The sequence below is a fragment of the Siccibacter turicensis LMG 23730 genome (assembly GCF_000463155.2).
GTDB lineage: Bacteria > Pseudomonadota > Gammaproteobacteria > Enterobacterales > Enterobacteriaceae > Siccibacter > Siccibacter turicensis.
The window spans coordinates 141,595-160,542 of record NZ_AWFZ01000050.1 but is presented as its reverse complement, the minus strand read 5'-3'; the positions used below and the strand labels follow the sequence as shown (position 1 = coordinate 160,542).

The 18,948-nt window shown below is 59.3% G+C and carries 17 protein-coding genes and 1 pseudogene; 11 read left to right on the top strand and 7 right to left on the bottom strand.

Annotation, left to right across the window (positions count from 1 at the left end; all coding sequences use genetic code 11):
• Nucleotides 1-9: 9 nt before the first annotated feature.
• Together DW58_RS21605 and pdxR are read right to left on the bottom strand one after the other, a co-directional pair.
• Nucleotides 10-156: pseudogene (locus DW58_RS21605) on the bottom strand (hypothetical protein); the annotation flags it as partial.
• Nucleotides 147-1,541: a MocR-like pyridoxine biosynthesis transcription factor PdxR gene (gene pdxR, locus DW58_RS16650; protein WP_024548862.1), complete on the bottom strand. Its 1,395-nt coding sequence runs from the start codon at nt 1,539-1,541 to the stop codon at nt 147-149. The gene pdxR and the pseudogene DW58_RS21605, both read right to left, overlap by 10 nt.
• A 109-nt stretch (nt 1,542-1,650) precedes the next feature.
• On the opposite strand from pdxR, the gene DW58_RS16645 reads away from it, so the two are divergent.
• Nucleotides 1,651-2,130 (top strand): carboxymuconolactone decarboxylase family protein, encoded by a 480-nt coding sequence (locus tag DW58_RS16645; protein ID WP_024548861.1) that lies wholly within the window; start codon nt 1,651-1,653, stop codon nt 2,128-2,130.
• A 71-nt stretch (nt 2,131-2,201) separates the two neighbouring features.
• On the opposite strand, the gene DW58_RS16640 is transcribed toward DW58_RS16645, so the two are convergent.
• Nucleotides 2,202-3,485: a DUF445 domain-containing protein gene (locus tag DW58_RS16640; protein ID WP_024548860.1), complete on the bottom strand. Its 1,284-nt coding sequence runs from the start codon at nt 3,483-3,485 to the stop codon at nt 2,202-2,204.
• A 375-nt stretch (nt 3,486-3,860) separates the two neighbouring features.
• On the opposite strand from DW58_RS16640, the gene DW58_RS16635 reads away from it, so the two are divergent.
• From DW58_RS16635 to DW58_RS16595, 10 genes are all read left to right on the top strand, one after another.
• Nucleotides 3,861-4,253, top strand: coding sequence for a polymorphic toxin type 44 domain-containing protein (locus tag DW58_RS16635; RefSeq protein WP_024548859.1), 393 nt, complete (start codon nt 3,861-3,863; stop codon nt 4,251-4,253).
• Nucleotides 4,254-4,305: 52 nt separating this feature from the next.
• Nucleotides 4,306-4,656: a hypothetical protein gene (locus DW58_RS16630; protein ID WP_235047736.1), complete on the top strand. Its 351-nt coding sequence runs from the start codon at nt 4,306-4,308 to the stop codon at nt 4,654-4,656.
• 250 nt (nt 4,657-4,906) lie between these two features.
• Nucleotides 4,907-6,280, top strand: coding sequence for an NAD-dependent succinate-semialdehyde dehydrogenase (locus DW58_RS16625; protein WP_024548857.1), 1,374 nt, complete (start codon nt 4,907-4,909; stop codon nt 6,278-6,280).
• 141 nt (nt 6,281-6,421) lie between these two features.
• Entirely contained in the window at nt 6,422-6,616 is a 195-nt protein-coding gene (locus DW58_RS20380; protein WP_409371864.1) for a type II toxin-antitoxin system HicA family toxin, read from the top strand.
• A 73-nt stretch (nt 6,617-6,689) separates the two neighbouring features.
• Complete coding sequence (locus DW58_RS16620; RefSeq protein ID WP_024548856.1) at nt 6,690-7,097, top strand: type II toxin-antitoxin system HicB family antitoxin; 408 nt, start codon at nt 6,690-6,692, stop codon at nt 7,095-7,097.
• A gap of 154 nt (nt 7,098-7,251) precedes the next feature.
• Entirely contained in the window at nt 7,252-7,719 is a 468-nt protein-coding gene (locus DW58_RS16615; protein ID WP_024548855.1) for a MarR family winged helix-turn-helix transcriptional regulator, read from the top strand.
• 3 nt (nt 7,720-7,722) lie between these two features.
• Nucleotides 7,723-8,790, top strand: a complete 1,068-nt coding sequence (locus DW58_RS16610; protein ID WP_024548854.1) for an HlyD family secretion protein — start codon at nt 7,723-7,725, stop codon at nt 8,788-8,790.
• On the top strand, nt 8,780-9,898 hold the full coding sequence (locus tag DW58_RS16605) for a DUF2955 domain-containing protein (protein WP_024548853.1): 1,119 nt from the start codon (nt 8,780-8,782) through the stop codon (nt 9,896-9,898). Before DW58_RS16610 ends, DW58_RS16605 begins: the two co-directional genes overlap by 11 nt.
• 375 nt (nt 9,899-10,273) lie before the next feature.
• On the top strand, nt 10,274-11,938 hold the full coding sequence (gene tsr / locus DW58_RS16600; protein ID WP_024548852.1) for a methyl-accepting chemotaxis protein: 1,665 nt from the start codon (nt 10,274-10,276) through the stop codon (nt 11,936-11,938).
• A gap of 142 nt (nt 11,939-12,080) precedes the next feature.
• Nucleotides 12,081-12,419: a hypothetical protein gene (locus DW58_RS16595; RefSeq protein ID WP_024548851.1), complete on the top strand. Its 339-nt coding sequence runs from the start codon at nt 12,081-12,083 to the stop codon at nt 12,417-12,419.
• 71 nt (nt 12,420-12,490) lie between these two features.
• Here DW58_RS16595 and DW58_RS16590 read toward each other — a convergent pair whose 3' ends face one another.
• The 4 genes from DW58_RS16590 to DW58_RS16575 all read right to left on the bottom strand — a co-directional run bounded on the left by DW58_RS16590 (nt 12,491) and on the right by DW58_RS16575 (nt 18,941).
• A complete protein-coding gene (locus tag DW58_RS16590) occupies nt 12,491-14,032 on the bottom strand; it encodes an HrpF/NolX family T3SS translocon protein (RefSeq protein ID WP_024548850.1) in 1,542 nt (513 codons plus the stop codon).
• Between the two features lie 95 nt (nt 14,033-14,127).
• Entirely contained in the window at nt 14,128-15,444 is a 1,317-nt protein-coding gene (locus tag DW58_RS16585; protein ID WP_029696321.1) for a D-serine ammonia-lyase, read from the bottom strand.
• 118 nt (nt 15,445-15,562) lie between these two features.
• Entirely contained in the window at nt 15,563-17,854 is a 2,292-nt protein-coding gene (opgB, locus tag DW58_RS16580; protein ID WP_024548163.1) for a phosphatidylglycerol--membrane-oligosaccharide glycerophosphotransferase, read from the bottom strand.
• A gap of 610 nt (nt 17,855-18,464) precedes the next feature.
• Nucleotides 18,465-18,941, bottom strand: a complete 477-nt coding sequence (locus tag DW58_RS16575) for a YjjA family protein (protein WP_024548164.1) — start codon at nt 18,939-18,941, stop codon at nt 18,465-18,467.
• Nucleotides 18,942-18,948: the final 7 nt, after the last annotated feature.

Below are 18,948 nucleotides of genomic sequence, written 5' to 3'. Positions count from 1 at the left end.
CCGGCAGCGTCATGACGGGGGCGTTAAAACGACGAGGCGCGATCGGGCCTGTTTCTCATTCCTGGCCGCGTGCTCTGCGGCTTCCACGTCCTCATACCCGCGCGGATGGTGCTTTTTAACCCGGCGGCGGCTGACCCTGCCTTCAATCACACCTTTCCCAGCAAAGCGAGCGTCGCGGCACGCGGCCTTGAGAGCAGCGCCCGCGCTTCCGCTTCCGAGCGCACGTTGGTGTACCCCATAATCAACCCGAAGCGGCGGTTATGCTGGCTGTACCAGCTCGAGAGCGGACTGACGTTGAGCTGGTGCTGCTGCCACAGCGCCGCCAGCTCAACGTCGCAGCTGCCGGTGCGCAGGTACGCTACGATATGCATGCCGCCGTCGGTTTGCTCAAGGGTGAAAATGTCCGGGTAGAGCGCCAGGAGCGCGGTCTGCACCAGGGTGCGCCGCTGCTGGTAGAGGGTGCGCATCTTGCGCAGGTGCTTGTAGAAATGGCCTTCGGCAAGAAAAGCGGTCAGGATTTTCTGCGCCAGCAGCGGCTGCCCGCCTGCCATGATCTCACCGCTCTCACGGAAGGCGTTCAGGGTCGTGACGGGCAGCACCATATAGCCAATACGCAGCGAGGGCATCACCGTTTTGCTGAAGGTGCCGACGTATATCACCCGGTCGTGGGTGTCGATGCTTTTCAGCGAGGGCAGCACTTTGCGGGTGTAGTGAAACTCGCCGTCGTAGTCATCCTCCACGATCCACGCGTCGTTTTGCGACGCCCAGTCGAGCAGCTGCTGCTTACGCGGCAGCGACAGCGTTACCGCCAGCGGGCTCTGGTGCGACGGGGTGGTGATCACGACGCGCGCATCGGCATGGTGTTGCAGCAGGTAATCCACGTTGATGCCGTTCTCGTCCACCGGCGCGTAATGCAGCCGGGAGACGGTGCGCTTCAGCAGCTTCTGCCCGAAGAAGTAGCCGGGGTCTTCGAAGACCACCTTGTCGCGCGTCGCCGCCAGCGCCTGCAGTATCCACAGCAGGTTGCTGCGGTAGCCGCCGGTGATGACCACCTGCTCTGCGGTACAGGCCACGCCCCGGGAGACGGTGAGATAGGCGGCAATGGCCTGGCGCAGCGGGTAGTAGCCCATCACCGGGGGGATGGTCATGTCTTCAGGACGCATGGCGCGCACCGCCTTCCCGGCAAGCAGCAGCCATTTTTTATAGGGGAAGCTGTCGAGCGAGGGGATGCCAAGCTCCAGATACCCGAGGCTGTCGCGGATGCCGGTGAGCGACGGCAAGGGGTCATCCGCCACCGGCGGTGCAGGGCGGGGAGCGGCGTTGAGCACCAGATCGCGATTCACCCGCGTGCCCTGCGCACCGTGGCTGGTGAGGTAGCCTTCGCCAATCAGCACCGCGTAGGCGGTCTCGACGGTTTTACGCGCCACCTTCAGCTCCTCCGCCAGTACGCGAATCGACGGCACGCGATCCCCCGGCTTCAGCACGCCGCTGATGATGTTGTCCCGATAGCGGGCGTAAATCTGCTGATACCCCGGTTTCATGTCCTACCTCGATTGTAACCTTTTGACCCTTTCTACTATGTCATGAAGGCGTAGGATTTGCCCATCGCTAACCGAGCGTTTCACACCCGATATGACAGAGGAAATGACTATGAGCAGTCGCGTAAACCACTTCAAAGCCACGCCGGCCCTGACCAAAGCGCTGGTAGACGTCAGCACCGCCTCGCACCAGACGTCCATTGAGGCCGCCATTAAGCACCTGATCGACATTCGCGTTTCGCAGCTTAACGGCTGCGCGTTCTGCCTCGATATGCATGTGAAGCAGGCCAGGCTGGACGGTGAGCGCGAGCTGCGTATCCACCACGTACCGGTATGGCGTGAATCGCCGCTGTTCAGCGCCCGTGAGAAAGCCGCGCTGGCGCTGGCCGAGGCGATGACGCGTATTGATGAGCACGGGGTCAGCGATGCGCTGTATCGTGAGGTGCAGGCGCATTTCAGCGAGGTGGAGATAGCGGAAGTCTCCTTCGCCGTCGCGACCATCAATGCCTGGAACCGGCTGCAGATTGTCTCGCGCATGGCGCCGGGGTCACTCGATGCCGCCTACGGTCTGGATCGCGCCGACCTGAAATAAGCGTGAGAGGCTGAAACGAAAACAGGCGCACCCCAGGGTGAGCCTGTTTTTTTATGTGCGGGCAGCTGGCGTTACGGCAGCGACAGGGATGCGACCCAGCCCGGCAGCTGCGACAGCAGGAACAGCACCAGCCCGATGGTTCCACCCACCAGCGTGCCGTTGATGCGGATAAACTGGAGATCCTTACCGATGTTCAGCTCGATCTGCTGCGACATGTCTTTGGCATCCCAGCTCTTGACCGTATCGCTGATGTGGCGCGTCAGGAACGCGGCAAACTCCGGCGCAACGTTGCGGGCCGCCTGCTCCAGATGTTCGTTGAACGAGGCGCGCAGCGCGGCATCCGCCACCAGGGTTTCGCCAAACCACTGGCCCGCCTCCGCGATACGCTGCTGAATGCGCGACGTCTCCGACTGCATATCGGCTTTCACCCAGCTACGCAGGTCGCCCCACAGCTCGCTCAGATAGCGGTTAAACGCCTCGTCTTCCTTGATATACGCCTTGATGTCATCCGCCTTGCGGGCCATCTGCGGATCGGTTTTCAGCCGCTCGATAAAGCTCAGCGTTGCGCTGTCGAACGCCTGGCGCAGCTGGTGGCGCTGGTCGTGGGTGATATCCTCCAGCAGCGAGTTGACTGCGTTCGCCACCATCTCGGCGCTGTGCTCGCCCAGCCACTCGGTCGGCAACACCATGGATTTGCGCGGATGCTCGGTGTGCAGCCAGTGAACAATCTGACGGGCGATAAAGTCGCGGGTGCTTTCCCGCTGCAGCAGCCCCGTCAGGTTGGCGATTAGCGCGTCCAGCAGCACCTGATGGCGGTTGTTTTTGGTCATGCTCTCCAGCATCAGCGCGCTGGTGCCGGTTAAATCCACCTTGTCGATGGCCTTGTGGACGGCGCGCTTGAGTAGCTGCTGGATGCGGCTGTCATCGGTAAGATCGAGAAAGCCGCCAATCACCTGCAGCAGATGCTGCCCGACGCGCCGGGCGTTCTCCGGCTGGCTGAACCAGACGCCAATCATCTGCGCCGGTTCGTGGCGGCGGATCAGCGCGATAAGCGACGGCGTATCAAGGAACTTCTCCTGCACGAAACGACCCAGATTGTCGCCGATACGGTCTTTATTACGCGGGATGATCGCCGTATGGCGGGCAATAAACGGGATCGGCACCCGGCGGAACAGCGCCACCACCGCAAACCAGTCGGCCAGCGCGCCAACCATCGCCGCCTCGGCAATCGCCTTAACGCCGCTTACCCACAGGCTTGGCGGCAGGAACAGGGTGGTGATAAACGTCGCGGCGGCCAGCAGCAGCAGCGACAGCGCAATACGCTTTGCGCGTTTGAGTTCGTTTATTTTTTCCATGGGGTAAGGATAGAGTGACAGGTCGAGGTTTGCACGGACCAATGATGCAGAACGGGGTAATGGTGAAAGGAAGGCGCAACGTCTTAAAACAACGACACGCCATTTATCCGGTGCGCATATTAGTCTGATGCTGTAAATAATTAATATATTATTAATAGCTATGGCTTGATTGTATTATGACCATTAAGTAATTAATGGGTGCTCTTCTGATTATTTCAGTGTGATGTTTTGTTATTTGATGGTACAACCATAAATGCAATTTTTTTACGATTGCACCGACTATTTAGCTAACGTTGCGATCCCTGACGCTGGGGGCTTGAAACGTAGTTTTCAATAAATGATAAATTTTATTAAATATATCGAGGGAATGAATATATGGCTGTGCTTCCGATATTGCCGGAGGAAGGTATTTCCCTGGTAAATAAAAATATGCGCGAGGCGCGTTTTCATGGGATGTCCAGAAATATGGCGCTAGCTCAGCACTATTACTGGTTTTATCAACAAGTAAGAAATCATGGTCCATGGGATTACAAGCAACGAGACCGCTCACTGGCAAACTTTGGAAACTTTAATTATGGTGCTACGGGCTTAGCCTTAGGCATTCCAGAGAATACGCTACTCATTGCCGCGGGTTTTGCACAGTCTCGTGCAAAGACGACGAAAGAAAAGTGGGGCGCCTGGTATGACAAGCCGCCTTATGGAGACGATCCCCACGATCAATTCTGGATACAGCAGGGAATCGATTATGCATGTCAGCACGGCTATTAAGTGGTTACACCGAATAATAACGCTGCTCCTTATTATACTGGTGGGAGGATACTTGGCTTACCGCTACTCTATGAATAGCCCGCCAGATGACAGCCTGTGGCTTAAAAAATCACTGTCGCAAGACACCACGCTTTACATCACCCGCTACAATGGCGGGGGCGCAACGGTATCAGACGTATATCGTTATTATCTTGCAGATGATACTCAAACCCTTCAGCAGCTCGGCGAAAGTCAACCTTTCCTCATTTCTGATACCGGGAACGCCAGCGTGAGCGGGCACGATGATAGTGTTAACGTGGTTTTGACGGGGCGCGTTTATTCTTTCAGCAATAGCGTGGTGTTTTATCGCGAAGGTAAAGCCGTGATGCCGCTAATCACGTTTCATGCCACCGGCGTACCCTGACGCTCATAATCTGGAAATGTTGAAAGAGAAGCGCCTTCTCTAATCACATCACGCCTGACTGATATCGTTGGCTGCAGAAGGCCAACGATATCAGCGCAACCAATCTGGCCGATCAAAACGCGTTGCCGCATCTCCAGGAACCTTCCGTATCTGCTGTCTGGCGGGCGCAAACTCAGTCATCTCAACTACCCTTTATAGTCCTTGTAGCATTTATGCCTTAGCTAGCGGGGCTATCCAGGAGGAAATTGACATGGCTTACCAGACAATCAATCCATTCACCAACCAGCTCATCAAAGAATATCCCTCCAATACGCAGGCGGACATCGACGCGGCGCTCGAAAAAGCGCACGCGCTTTACCAGTCCGACTGGGCGAAAGGGGATATCGACCAGCGCCTGCCGGTGCTGCATAAACTGGCGGATCTGCTCGACCAGCGGACCGAAGAGCTGGCGAAAATCGCCTCCGAAGAGATTGGGAAACTGATTGCGCAAAGCCGCGGCGAAGTGCAGCTCTGCGCGCAGATTGCCCGCTACTATGCCGACAACGCGAAGCAGTTCCTCGCCCCGGTGAAGTACCCGTCTGACCTCGGCGAGGCCTGGGTTGAGCACCACCCCATCGGCGTACTGATGGCGGTCGAACCCTGGAACTTCCCGTACTACCAGCTGATCCGCGTGCTGGCACCAAACCTGGCGGCCGGTAATCCGGTGCTGGTCAAGCACGCCAGCATTGTGCCGCACTGCGCCGAAGCCTTTGAGCATCTGGTGCGTGAAGCCGGTGCGCCGGACGGGGCATACACCAACCTGTTTATCTCCTCCGATCAGGTGTCGGCGATTATTGAAGACGATCGCGTGCAGGGCGTGGCGCTGACCGGTTCAGAAAAAGCCGGTGCGGCGGTTGCGGCTCAGGCGGCGAAAAACCTGAAAAAATCGACCCTCGAACTGGGCGGGAACGACGTGTTTGTGGTGCTCGACGACTGCGATATGGAAAAAGCGGTGAAGGTCGGCGTGCAGGCGCGTCTGCAGAACGCCGGGCAGGTCTGTACGGCCGCCAAGCGCTTTATCGTTCACGAGGCGGTGGCCGATACTTTCCTTGAAAAATTCCGTGCCGCGTTCGAGGCGGTGAAGCTCGGCGATCCGCTGGATGAAAGCACCACGCTTGGCCCGCTCTCTTCCGCCGATGCCCTGAAAACCCTCACCGAACAGGTGAACGCCGCGGTGAAAAAAGGCGCGAAGGTGCTTACCGGCGGTAAACCCGTTGACCATAAAGGCAACTTCTTCGAACCGACCATTCTCACCGGCATCACCCGCGATAACCCGGCCTGGTTCGAAGAGTTCTTCGGCCCGGTGGCGCAGGTCTACGTGGTGAAAGACGACGAAGAAGTGGTGAAGCTGGCCAACGACTCTCACTACGGCCTCGGCGGGGCAATCTTCAGCCAGAATATCGAGCGGGCAAAGCGCCTGGCGTCGCGTATCGAAACCGGGATGGTCTATATCAACTCCCTCACCGACACCGCGCCTGAACTGCCGTTCGGCGGCGTGAAGCGCTCCGGCTTTGGCCGCGAGCTGTCAGACCTCGGTATCAAAGAGTTTGTTAACCACAAGCTGGTGGTTATCAACAATGCCTGAGTAGGTTATACCTGCCTGTCCGCCCCCTCGCTGAGGGGGGGGGTCTGCGAAGCACCTTCCATATTCGACACTCGCTATACCCATCCTGACCCCGGACTGTTGTACTGGTGGTTATGGTGGGTATATTATTGCGGTGAGTTGATGACAAGGAGATGCTATGGATTGAGCAGCAGGGAACTGATGAAACAGCTCGTAGAACGGGGTTGGTTGCTGGCCCGGGTGAAAGGAAGTCACCATACGTTCGTGAAAGAAGGGGTACCCTATGTCATTACGGTGCCTCACCCTGAGAAAGACCTGGCGCAGGGAACGCTACACACTATTCTCAAACTCATGTAATTCGGGGCGGCGTTATCATGACGCCCCTTTGTGGTTGATTATTGCGACAGGCCGCAAGGCTGTAAGGGGATCTATGAAATTTCCGCTCTATCTGCATCAGACTGACAGCGGCAGTTTCTCCGGTTTCGTCCCGGACATTATCGGCTGCCTCTTCGCGGGCGACACCATTGATGAGGCAATTAGCGAAGCGCACAGCGCTATTGATGCACATCTTGAGTACACGGCAGAGCAGGGGCTACCGATACCCGAAGCACAAAGCATTACCGCCCACCTGAAGGACGAGGCGTGCCAGGGGGGGATCTGGGCTTTTGCTGATATTGATATCGCGAAATATGACGGTAAGGCGGTAAAGCTCAACATTACGCTGCCGCAAAACCTGCTGAATAAGATCGATCGCTACGTAGGCGAGCACCGTGAATTTGGCTCGCGCAGCGGTTTTATTGCCGAACTGGCGCGTCGCGAGCTGCGTAAAACCGCATAACACCTTCCCTTGTCATCGACTCAGGCCTGCGATCCGCAGGCTTTTTTGTGTCCGCTTCCCGCTCTTTTTCGCATTACCTGCGCTTTAGCCGCTCGTTTCTTGATACTTACCCTGATAAGTATTAGCGTAGCCGACCTGTTAACTGGGGGACGCGATGACTGAAGAAGAACTGTTTGCCCGCCGGCCGCTGGGAATGCGTATGGCGATGGTGGTGCGACAATGGCGCGCGGTCATCGACGGTGCGATTACCGATACCGGCCTGACGCAGTCGAGCTGGACGGTGCTGATGCAGCTTCATCAGCTGGGCGATAACGTCTCGGTGAGCGAGCTGGCGGAGATGCAGGGTATCGAGCTGCCGCCGCTAATGCGCACGCTCGCCTGCCTTGAGGAGCACGGTTATCTGGTGCGCTCGGTATCGCCCTACGACAAGCGTATCCGCCTGCTGGCGCTCACTCCCGCCGGGAAAAACGTGCTGGCGACGCTGACACAACTCATTGAAACCTGGCAGCAGCGCCTGACGGAGAACATTCCGGCCGATCGGCTGGCAGCGTTTAACGACACTTTGAATCAACTTGCCTGCAATCTGCGGAGCTTCCGCGAACAAGATAATAAGACTGAATAAAAAATGATGACCCCTGAACAAAAGTTTGCCCGTTGGGTAAGGGTGAGCATTGGCTCGTTTCTGCTGATGTTCGTCTATTTCGTGATCGCGGATATCTGGATCCCGCTCACCCCCGACGCCACGGTACTGCGCGTGGTGACCCCGGTATCGGCGCGCGTCTCCGGCTACGTGGAGCACGTCTACGTCCACAACAACAGCCAGGTGAAGAAAGGCGATCTGCTGTTTGAGCTGGATGCGACGCCGTTTATCAACAAAGTGGAGGCGGCGCGCATTGCGCTGCATCAGGCGCAGCTCTCAAACGAGAAGCTCGACGCGCAAATCGCCGCGGCGCGCGCCAGCCTGACCACCGCTCAGCTTACCGCCCGTAATGACAAAGTGACTTTCGATCGCTATCAGCGCCTGAGCGCCATGCAGAACGTCTCACAGCAGGATCTGGACAAGGTGCGCACCGCCTGGCAGACCAGCGAGCAGACGATAAACAACCTCAACGCCACGTTGCACGAGCTGACTATTGCCCGCGGCGACCGCGATGACGGGCGCAACGTCACGCTGCAACAGGCCCGCAACGCGCTGGAAGAGGCGCAGTTGAACCTCGGCTGGACGCAGATCCGCGCCGGGGCCGACGGGACGGTCAGCAATCTGCAGCTCAGCCCCGGCTGGTACGCCGCTGCCGGAAGCGCCGCGCTGGCGATGGTGAATGACAAAACCGACATCGTGGCCGATTTTCGTGAGAAGAGCCTGCGCCACACGGTGGCAGGCACCGACGCGGCGGTGGTGTTCGATGCCCTGCCGGGCCAGGTGTTCCATGCGCACGTGACCAGCAGCGATGCCGGTATTCTGGCCGGCCAGGAGGCGGTGAACGGGCAGCTCTCCCAGCCGGAGGAGTCGAACCGCTGGGTGCGCGATGCGCAGCGTATGCGTATTCACGTTGCCCTCGACGAGCCGCTGCCGAAGCATCTCCCGACCGGCGCACGCGCCACGGTGCAGCTCTATAACAGCGAAGGTCTGTTCGCCAGCTTCTTCTCCGGGCTGCAAATTCACCTCGTCAGCCTGCTGCACTATGTCTACTGACAGCACGCCGGATCGCCCGACGCCGGGCGCCTCCACGCGCACCATCACGACGCTGGCGCAGGTATTCACCCCGCACGACAACGTGGTGTATACCGCGAACGATTTCCGTCAGACGCTGCGGATCGTGTTTGCCGGGATGATCGCGCTGAGCGTCTCGAGCTTCTACAACACCCAGTACGGCGTGTTTTTCGTGGTCTATCCGCTGATGCTGCTGTCGCTGGTACCGGTGTTTAACCGCCAGGTGGCGACGCAGTTTATCTGTAGCGCTGCGATCAACTGCGTGGAAATGGTGCTGATCGTCGGCTTCCTGTCGCAATGGCCGGTGATCATGACGCTGGTGGTGTTCGCGCTGTACGTGATGCGGTTCCGCTTTATGAGCCAGGGGCCGCTGTTTCTGTTTGGCTCCATGGGCGTGGTGTGCCAGAGCACAATGCTGAACTTCATGAGCTATCCCGGCAATGACTGGCACACGCTGCTGTTTTCAAACATCGAAGCCAGCGTGATGGCGGTCTGCCTGAGCGCGCTGATGAACTACCTGCTGCCGGACGTTGAACCGCGCGTGCGGCCGCCGGCTATTCAGAAAGACGCCGCCCGGGTGCGGCACGAGTCGCTGCTTTCCGGCACCGTCGCCACCCTGGTATTCGTGGTGTTCCAGGTGTGCAACCTGAGCGACTCGCTGTCGGCGCTGATGGCGGCAATCCTCACGCTGTTCCCGATGCACTACCGCGGCGCGGTGCTGAGCTCGCTGTGGCGCGTGGTCGGGGTGACCATCGGCTGTCTCTACATCCTGGTGGTGCAGATGCTGCTCTATAACCACAGCAGCCATATGCTGCTGATGATGCCGCTTATCGGCTTAGGGTTGGGCTTTGGCGCGCGGCTGCACGTGATGGAGAAGGTGGGGGCCGGGGTCGGCTTCGCCAGCGTGACGACTATCGGCATTATGTTCGGGCAGAACCTGCATCCGGAGCAGGACCTGGTGTTCAGCGATCTCTACCGCATCGTGTCGGTTTCTGCCTCGCTGCTGCTCACCCTGACCATGGTATTTCTGATGCATATCATCCTTAACCGCTTTGCCGCCACGCGCTACATTGTCGGGGGACCAGGTTAAGGGAGAATATATTCTCCGTGATGCCAACAGTTAATTACAGAGCGAAATAAATCAACCTGGTAATTATTTAGGGCGAATATTACGCCGCTGTTATTTTTATATATAACCGGCGTTTATTAAAATGCGTCATAGGGTTAACAGAAATGGGGCGGAAAAGGGAGGCTTTGCCTGTTTTATCACCGTTTTACCTGCCGCGACGGCCGCAGCTGACACCGCTCCAGCCCGCATCACTCCTGGCGTTCGCGCCCGATGGGTAAAATGGCGAGGGGTGTTTTTTCACCGCTTACTTTCCCCGCAGATAAATATGCTTTCTGTATAAAGTTTTCTTATGGCAGGCCGACAACATGGTTATCTGTCGTATAGAGAATGGAAACCATGTTAAATCGTATAAAAATTGTCACCAGCCTTCTTATAGTGCTGGCCGTATTTGGCATTTTGCAAATGGCGTCCGGAGGTCTGTTCTTCAACGCTATTAAAAATGACAAAGAAAACTTCACCGTATTACAAACTATCCGCGAGCAGCAGTCGACGCTCAACGGCAGCTGGGTCGGCCTGTTGCAGACCCGTAACACCCTGAACCGCGCCGGTATCCGTTACATGATGGATCAGAGCGGTATCGGCAGCGGCGCCACGGTGCAGGACCTGATGCAGACCGCCAGCGGTATGCTCAAGCAGGCCGAAACCCAGTGGGCGGCGTACGAAGCCCTGCCGCGCGACGCGCGTCAGAGTGAAGACGCGGCGCGTGAAATCAAACGCAACTACGACATCTACCACGGCGCGCTGGCCGAGCTGATCCAGCTGCTGGGCGCGGGTAAAATCAACGAGTTCTTCGACCAGCCAACCCAGAGCTACCAGGACGGTTTTGAGAAAGCGTACGTGAGCTATCTCTCCCAGAACGACAGCCTGTATCAGGTGGCCGTGGACGGCAGCAACAGCTCCTACAACCTCGCTATCTGGATCCTGATTGGCGTGCTGGCGGTCGTGCTGGCGGTTATCGTGGCCGTGTGGTTTGGTATTCAGAGCGCGCTTATCACCCCGCTTAACCGTCTGCTGGAGAGCATTCGCCACATCGCCAGCGGCGATCTGGTTCGTGGTATCGACGTCCACGGCACCAACGAAATGGGTAAACTGGCTGACGGCCTGCGCCACATGCAGGGCGAACTGGTCAGCACCGTAAGCGACGTGCGCAGCGGCGCAGACGCCATCTACAGCGGCGCGAGCGAAATCTCTGCCGGCAACAACGATCTCTCCTCCCGCACCGAGCAGCAGGCGGCGTCGCTGGAAGAGACCGCTGCCAGCATGGAAGAGCTGACCGCGACCGTGAAGCAGAACGCCGAAAACGCCCGTCAGGCCAGCCAGCTGGCGCTGAGCGCCTCCGAAACCGCGCAGAAAGGCGGCAAGGTGGTGGATAACGTGGTGCAGACCATGCGTGACATCGCCGGCAGCTCGCAGAAAATTGCCGACATCACCAGCGTCATCGACGGGATTGCTTTCCAGACCAATATCCTGGCGCTGAACGCCGCGGTAGAAGCGGCACGCGCCGGTGAACAGGGTCGTGGCTTTGCGGTAGTGGCGGGTGAAGTACGCAACCTCGCCCAGCGTAGCGCCCAGGCAGCAAAAGAGATTAAAGGCCTGATCGACGACTCCGTCAGCAAGGTGGACGTTGGCTCCACGCTGGTTGAAAGCGCCGGTGAAACCATGGGCGAAATCGTGAACGCGGTGACCCGCGTGACCGACATCATGGGCGAAATCGCCTCTGCCTCCGATGAGCAGAGCCGCGGTATCGACCAGGTGGGCCTGGCGGTATCCGAGATGGACCGCGTAACCCAGCAGAACGCCTCGCTGGTGGAAGAGTCCGCGGCGGCAGCGGCAGCGCTGGAAGAGCAGGCAAGCCGCCTGACCCAGTCGGTTGCGGTCTTCCGCATCAAGCAGGATGCCCGTCAGGATGCGCGCACCTTCAGCGCACCGAAAGCGCCGTCCGCGCCGGTAAGCCGTAAACCGGCTCTGGCCGATACCAGTGAAAACTGGGAAACCTTCTAAGGTTTTGGCGAACGAAAAAGGGTGGCGCAAGCCGCCCTTTTTTTATGGGCCGCCTTCACCTGACGCGCGTTCGTTTAGCGTTTTGTGAGCCGATGCCGTGTAGCATGGCGGGTTCATTCACCTTTCAGTACGGGTCATTCCGATGTCGTTATTCACACCCCGCGTTATTCTCCCGCTGATCGCCTGCGGTGCACTGCTGACCTGGTGGCTAATGCCACACCACTCTGCGGAAGAGGAGGCGTATTACGTTGCCGTGTTCTGCAGCGTTAGCCATGAACAGCACGCACAGCTGCTGCCTGCGATGCAGGCGCTGATTGAGGGGGGCAATTCGGGTTACGCGCTGAAGAAGACGCAGTTTAACCGCGGGCTGGCAGAGCAGACCCTCGCCGCCTGGGATGGGCTGTCGTCCACCGAACGCGATCGGGCGCGTCAGGATGAGGCGCAGTGCCGCACTCGGGTTGGCGAGCAGGTCGCGCGCTAAGCGGGAAGGGCAGATACGCTACGCTTACCCACCCTGTGGGACAGGTAAACGCAGCGCACCCGCCAGCGTGATTAACCCTGCGCCCAGACGCGCGGGCCGTTGATCTCCTGATTGCCTGTTTTGTTCGTCAGCGCCGCATTGACGGCCTGCGCGGCGCCCTCCTGGATACCTTCCTTCGCGGCCTGCTTCAGCCCCTCGCGCACCCCGGCGGTAACCGCGGCGCGACCCGCCGTCGCGGCCACTCCCGCCGCACCGACGCCCGGGATCAGGATGGTCAGGCCGGTTGCCACGTAGCCGAGAATATCCAGCAGCTTAAAGATGCCGCCGCCTTTCTCTTTCTTCTGATCCGGCTGGGTCTCCTGACCTGCTGCCATATCTTCCTGGGCGCTCATCTCAAGCGGCGTGGACGGGGCATTCGCCAGCTGCGGTGCCGGGGCAACCTGGCCGGAGCCTTTACGGATAAAGGCATCCAGATCGCCTTTGCCGATGTTGCGGTCGTTGGCTTTGTTAAAGAAGTTGCCGCCTGCGCCGTGTTTGCCGTTATCGAGCATCGAGAACAGCATGGAGTTCGGCTGGCTGAGCAGGTTGGCCGCGTCGCGCACCTCCTGGCTGTTCTTCGGATCGTTGGCGATATCCGCCAGCTTATCGGGCTTGATGCCGCCGCCCTTAAAGAAGATATCCTTGTTGTTTTGCAGGGTCTCCAGCGCCTTGTTCTCCTGGGGCGAGAGCTTGACGTTTTGCGCGGCCAGGTCGCACAGGCGGTCGCGCGACACCGAGGCGTTGGGATCGTCTTTGCCGGTGAATTTTTGCCACTCGCCGGGGTTATTGGTGAAGTACTTCGCAGCGGCGGCAACCTGCGGCGGGCACTTGCCCATATCCTGGGAGCCGTCGGCAATGTTTTGCAGGGTCTGCAGGTTGACCTTTTTCGGCAGGCTTTCGGAGTAGAGATAGAGCTCGCGCATGGCGTCGTTGCCCGACATCTCCCGGGCCGGAGAGCCGGGTTTCGCATCCGACGGCACATAGTCATGGGTGTAGGTTTCCGCTTTGGCATCCGCGTACTGCCTGATGGCCGGATGTTCCTGCCAGGCGCGAATATCTTTGGCGCTGATTTTCCCGTCGGTCTTGCCGTTTTTAGCCGGGTCGATGGCGTCAAACATCTCCGGGTTATTCACCAGCGCATCGAGGGCTTTTTTGGTGTCGCTCGGGGTAGCCGGATCGTCACGCAGCTTCGCGATACCCTCCCGGTCGAGCGGTTTTTTCAGCAGGTTTTCATTGCGGCCCAGCGTAGAGACGACCTCTTCAAAGGACATCTGGTCTGACGCGGCCTCAGGCGAGGCGCTCTGCGGCAGCGCCTGGGGCGAGGTCGGCGTGTCGTTCAGCCCGCTCAGCAGACGGGTGATAAGGCCGGCAAAAAGCTGATCGAGCGGCGGGATGCTTTGCCCGGAACCGGGCGTACCCGGCGGCGACTCGGGAGTGAGCGGCGTTATCAGCGACAGCACGTTGGCGCTGGCCTCTTTTACATCAGGCAGCTGCGCGCTGGGGAGCCCCTTACCGGCAAGCCCGGCATCGCGAGGGGTCGTTAACGGGGGTGGTGAAAAACCAGAAAGACGCATCGGTTACCCTCCTCATGGATGAAGATCCTTGAGTGGATAGTGGTGCGAAAAGGTTCCGCCCCCTGAGCGTAAGGGGGCGGCTGGCGGCGGCGTGATTATGCTACGCCGAGATAGTGCGCCATCTCCTCAGCAGGCACCATACCGCCGCCGGTTGCCCAGACCAGATGTGTTGCGTTCTGCCACTGCTCGGGGCTGAACCGCGCCGCGTAGCCGGTGTCGCCGCTCACCCGCTGCGGGCCGGGCATCCCCGCCAGCGCCGAGGGCTCCAGCGCAATGCCTTCCTGCTGATGAAGCTGACGCAGCAGCGCCAGCAGGTGCGCATCGTCCACGGTGTAGTACCCGTCGATCAGGCGCTCCATCGCGCGGCCCACAAAGCCTGACGCGCGGCCTACCGCCAGCCCGTCCGCCAGCGTCTGGTTGTCGATGCCGATCTCCTGCACCGAAATGCCGTCGTGCAGGCCGGTATGCACGCCGAGCAGCATGCAGGGGGAGTGGGTCGGCTCGGCAAACAGGCAGTGCACGTGGTCGCCGAACGCCAGCTTCAGCCCAAACGCCACGCCGCCGGGGCCACCGCCGACGCCGCAGGGCAGATAGACAAACAGCGGATGGTCGGCGTCTACCGGAATGCGCTGCGTGGCGAACTGCGCTTTCAGGCGCTCGCCCGCAACCGCGTAGCCGACGAACAGGGTGCGGGAGTTCTCGTCATCAATGAAGAAGCAGCGCGGGTCCTGCTGCGCCTCGCGGCGGCCCTGCTCCACGGCGACGCTGTAATCCTCGGCATACTCCACCACCCTGACGCCGCTGGCGCGCAGCCGCGCTTTTTTCCACGCTCTGGCATCGGCTGACATATGCACGGTGACGTTGAAGCCCAGCCGCGCGCTGATAAGGCCGATCGACAAACCGAGATTGCCGGTTGAGCCAACGGCAATGCTGTACTGGCCGAAGAAGGCGCGAAACGCGTCGCTGTCGAGCTGGCGGTAGTCGGCGTCCGGGGTCAGTAACCCGGCCCCGGTTGCCAGCGCTTCCGCATGCGCCAGCACCTCATACACCCCGCCGCGCGCTTTAATCGAGCCGGAGACCGGCAGATGGCTGTCTTTTTTCAGCCACAGCGTACCGGGAAGGGGACGGCCCGCCGCCGCGTCCAGCGCGCGCTGCATGGCCGGAATGGCCACCAGTTCAGACTCGATAATGCCGCCGCTCTCTGCGGTCTCCGGAAAGGCCTGGGCAATCCACGGTGCGAAGCGCTGCAGGCGGGCGCTGGCCTCGTCCACGTCGTGCCGGGTAAGACCGACCCAGGGCAGCGCCTGGTGCAGGGTGGTGCTGGCGGGATTGAACCATTGGGTTTCGCGCAGGGCGATCAGGTCGTGCAGCAGCGGATAGCGGGCGAGCAGGGCGTGGGTATCGACGGTCATGAGTGCCTCGTGGCGCAGAATGCGGAGCCGGTAGCATACCGTCAGCGGCGGCATTGATCACCTGGGGGGCGGGATGCCCTCTCCGGCGGGAGAGGGCAGGCGTCAGGACGACAGGGGGCTAGCCGTCGCGGGCAACGACCCGGATCTCCACCATGCCAATGCCAAGCTTGCGCGGCGCGTGGCCGAGAATATTCCCTTCGTTAGTGACCTGCGGGTCGGGCGGCGTGATGATCAGCGTATTGCTGCGCGTCGGGTTCTCGAAATGCAGCGTGGTGGTGGTCACTTCATCAGAGAGCACCAGCGTCTGCTCGCTCTCCCCGATGCGCACCGGAATCGGCTTGCTGGCGTTCGGGCCAAAGGCTTTTGCGGCGATCACCAGATCGAACTTCGCCGGCAGGGGCGATCGATACTCGATCTTCACCTCGTCGCCGAGCTGCGCGTTGGACCAGCGTCCCCAGCTCTCCGGGCGCGAAATGCCGCTGAACTGCTTCACCTCTTCCGGCGCGCCCGCCACGTTGAAGACAAAGCTGTCAGCCCGGTAGCGGATGTCGTTATCGACGATCTTCAGCGCGTCAACGTTACGCTGATAGCGCGCGGTGTCGATGACCGTCTGCGGGAAGCTCCCTTTACCCTGCCACTGGGGCTTATCCACCCGCTGCACGCTCTGTTTGCCGCCAAGCTGCCCCTGAGAGACGCACCAGTCGGTGGAGAGCGCCAGCTGCGGCTCCCACAGGCGCGCCATCTTGTAGCACCGATCGACCCAGATAAACCGGTCGCGCGGCGTGAACTCGGCAAGCTGGAAACGGAGCGGGGCCGAATATTCGCTCTCGGGCAGCGGCTCGATGCGCTTCTCCCCGACCCGTAGCAGCAGCGGCAGGTGGAAGCGCGCTCCGGAGAACGCGAGCATTTTCTTATCGGTATCGACGGTGAACGCATCAATGTGGGTCGGGAATTTCCACAGCCGGATGATATCCGGCTTCCAGGCCAGCACTTTCTCTTTCATGTTGAGGAACACTTCGGAAAGCGACTGCCCCGACAGGCTGCTGCGCCCGAGGCCGATAAAGTTGTCGCCGCCGAGAATATCCAGCACGGTCGCCCCGTTATCCATGGTGTTGCGCTTTACTGCCACCAGATCCTGCTGCGGCTGGTCGCCGCGCAGCACGAAGAACAAGTTGCTGCGATCCTGCTGATTCAGGTACTTCCACGCGGTGTTGTTCATCGCCAGATGATCGGACGACACCACGATCACCGTGTTCTTGAACCACGGCGAGGCTTTGATTTTCTCAATCAGCGCGGCAATGTGCTGCTGGCTACAGGTCACGGCGCTGAACGACTGGTTCACTTTCTCATCGATGCGGTAGCTTTTACGCGTGCAGGTGCGGGAGATAAACCCGTCCGGGTGGTGCGTATCGACGGTGAGGGTAAACAGCGAGAAGCGTTTCCCTTCGGCGGAGAGCCGCTGATAGGTTTTCCAGACCTCATCCAGCACCGTGTCGTCATAGAAACCCCAGTCGTTGCGGTAGGCCGGGTCGGGTACGTCCTTTTTCAGCTCTTCAGCCCCGTACAGGTGATCAAAGCCGTGGGATTTCAGGAATACGTCTTTGCCGGCGAAGCGCAGGTTAGCGCCCTGAATAAAGTAGTTGTCGTACCCGGCGTTTTTCAGGATATCGCCGAGGCAGACGTTCTGCGGGAAGAAGCTGGACACCGAGGCCGAGGCGTTGCCTTCAAAGGGTGCAAACAGCGGAATGCCACACTGCGAGGCCACCATCCCGGCAATGGTGTAGTCGGTGCCGGGGAGCTGAGCGATATGGCTGAAGTCGATGCCGCTGCGTTGCAGCGCGCCAAGTTCCGGGGTGAGATCGGGAAACGCGGCGTTATCAAAATAGGTGCGCTCCAGGCTCTCGGCGTAGATATAGACCAGGTTGAGCGCGGGGTTATCGATGGTGTTGCGCGGCTCTTTATACCAGGCGGTGAAGTCGGAATCGCCTTCCCGGGTCTGGGACTTCACCAGATCGGTGATCTGCCGGAAGGCCGGGCTGGCGTCCACCGAGGCCAGCGCCAGCAGCAGCGCCAGCAGACTGTAACCATAGTGGCAGGGGTGGTGACGGCGACGGCGCAGGATCCACCCCAGTGCGCCAAACACCGCGACCAGCGCCAGGGTTAACCCGACGGCGGGCAGAATGTATTTGCTGACGCCTGCGCCGGTCAGGCTGTTGGTCAGCGTGTAGAGCACCGCATCGGTGATGCCTTCCCCGGTAAAGTAGTTACTGGCCAGCAGGGTGATATTCAGGATGACGCACACCCCCAGCACCAGCAGGGTAGCAATAAACCACCACGTGTTGCGGCCCGCTTTAAAGGCGTAAATCGCCACCGAGGCGATGAAAAGGGTAAAAGAAAGCAGCTCTGACAACGCCCGATCCTCACTGTAAACAGGCCGCGCCTGCCGGGAATGCGTGTTATATGCCGCACAATGTAAAGCGAGTGCCACATTGCTGCAATTCTAGTGTCACTAAAGTGTGTTTTGGTTCGGATTTAGTTTAATAATGTGATTATTTGAAGTGTATCGCATCATCTCTGCCACCGTTCTGCATGCTAAACCTTACAAAAACGCTTACTTCATCCTGATAACGGTGATAAATGCTGGTTTTTGGCGAGGTAATTGCGCGATGCCGATGAATTTACACTGAAAAATGTTTACGTTTTATGATTTAACTTATGGTGAGGAAAGGGATAATATATTCACCGTGGCTCACGCGTAACCCGCGGCGCCACTGACATTCGATGCGTTAACCCCCCCACATATCGTCATAAGAAACCATCATGAGCGTATATTTGTTAGCATTTGTGGTACTCGTTGCGTTCGCTATTTTTTGTTTCTTTATGCATCGCAAAGAGAGCAATAAGCGACGCCTGCACAGCAGCCCACGTCAGCGTTATCGTCTGGGTAAAAAGTCTGTCTGAAAGGGATGTCAGACAGGCAGTATCAGATGTAATGGCGGCCTGAGAGGGCCGCCATTTTATTATGAGATGAAGCTCAGGCTCTGATTGAGGATTACATCGCAGGCTTTCAGCTTGAGCCGTTTGCCCAGCCCTGAATCACTCAGGGTGTTGAGATTGATCTGCTGGCCGTTGCGGGTGTTAAGCAGGCCGGACAGCCCTTCCAGATAACCCGGTTTTTCGCTCTGTTCCTGGGGCGTACTCAGCCCAAGCTTATCAAGCAGCTGGTTTTTGACGTTCTGCGGGTCGGTAGCGGTCAGCAGCTTCTGCTTCACGCAGTATTCAAACACGCCCGCCACGTTGGGCATCGACCCGGCTGCCAGCGCCTGACTGCCGCCGGCCAGCAGGCCCGAGAGCGACCCGGCGTCCTGAGTGGTGTTTCCCTGGCCGAGCTGCGAGGCGGCGGCGTTGAGCTGCTCCTGCCATGAAGCGGCCTGCGCGGCGGGGGAGAGCAGCATTACCGCCAGCGCGGCGGCGATGAGGTGTCGTAGCGTGGTCATAGCGAGT

Bases quoted from the DNA above. Each gene is read 5' to 3' on its own strand.
- pdxR (WP_024548862.1), bottom strand. From the start codon at position 1,541: ATGAAACCGGGGTATCAGCAGATTTACGCCCGCTATCGGGACAACATC.
- DW58_RS16640 (WP_024548860.1), bottom strand. From the start codon at position 3,485: ATGGAAAAAATAAACGAACTCAAACGCGCAAAGCGTATTGCGCTGTCG.
- DW58_RS16575 (WP_024548164.1), bottom strand. From the start codon at position 18,941: ATGACCACGCTACGACACCTCATCGCCGCCGCGCTGGCGGTAATGCTG.
- DW58_RS16585 (WP_029696321.1), bottom strand. From the start codon at position 15,444: ATGACCGTCGATACCCACGCCCTGCTCGCCCGCTATCCGCTGCTGCAC.
- tsr (WP_024548852.1), top strand. From the start codon at position 10,274: ATGTTAAATCGTATAAAAATTGTCACCAGCCTTCTTATAGTGCTGGCC.
- DW58_RS16605 (WP_024548853.1), top strand. From the start codon at position 8,780: ATGTCTACTGACAGCACGCCGGATCGCCCGACGCCGGGCGCCTCCACG.
- DW58_RS16625 (WP_024548857.1), top strand. From the start codon at position 4,907: ATGGCTTACCAGACAATCAATCCATTCACCAACCAGCTCATCAAAGAA.
- DW58_RS16615 (WP_024548855.1), top strand. From the start codon at position 7,252: ATGACTGAAGAAGAACTGTTTGCCCGCCGGCCGCTGGGAATGCGTATG.
- DW58_RS20380 (WP_409371864.1), top strand. From the start codon at position 6,422: ATGACAAGGAGATGCTATGGATTGAGCAGCAGGGAACTGATGAAACAG.
- DW58_RS16645 (WP_024548861.1), top strand. From the start codon at position 1,651: ATGAGCAGTCGCGTAAACCACTTCAAAGCCACGCCGGCCCTGACCAAA.
- DW58_RS16635 (WP_024548859.1), top strand. From the start codon at position 3,861: ATGGCTGTGCTTCCGATATTGCCGGAGGAAGGTATTTCCCTGGTAAAT.
- DW58_RS16610 (WP_024548854.1), top strand. From the start codon at position 7,723: ATGATGACCCCTGAACAAAAGTTTGCCCGTTGGGTAAGGGTGAGCATT.
- DW58_RS16595 (WP_024548851.1), top strand. From the start codon at position 12,081: ATGTCGTTATTCACACCCCGCGTTATTCTCCCGCTGATCGCCTGCGGT.
- DW58_RS16620 (WP_024548856.1), top strand. From the start codon at position 6,690: ATGAAATTTCCGCTCTATCTGCATCAGACTGACAGCGGCAGTTTCTCC.
- DW58_RS16590 (WP_024548850.1), bottom strand. From the start codon at position 14,032: ATGCGTCTTTCTGGTTTTTCACCACCCCCGTTAACGACCCCTCGCGAT.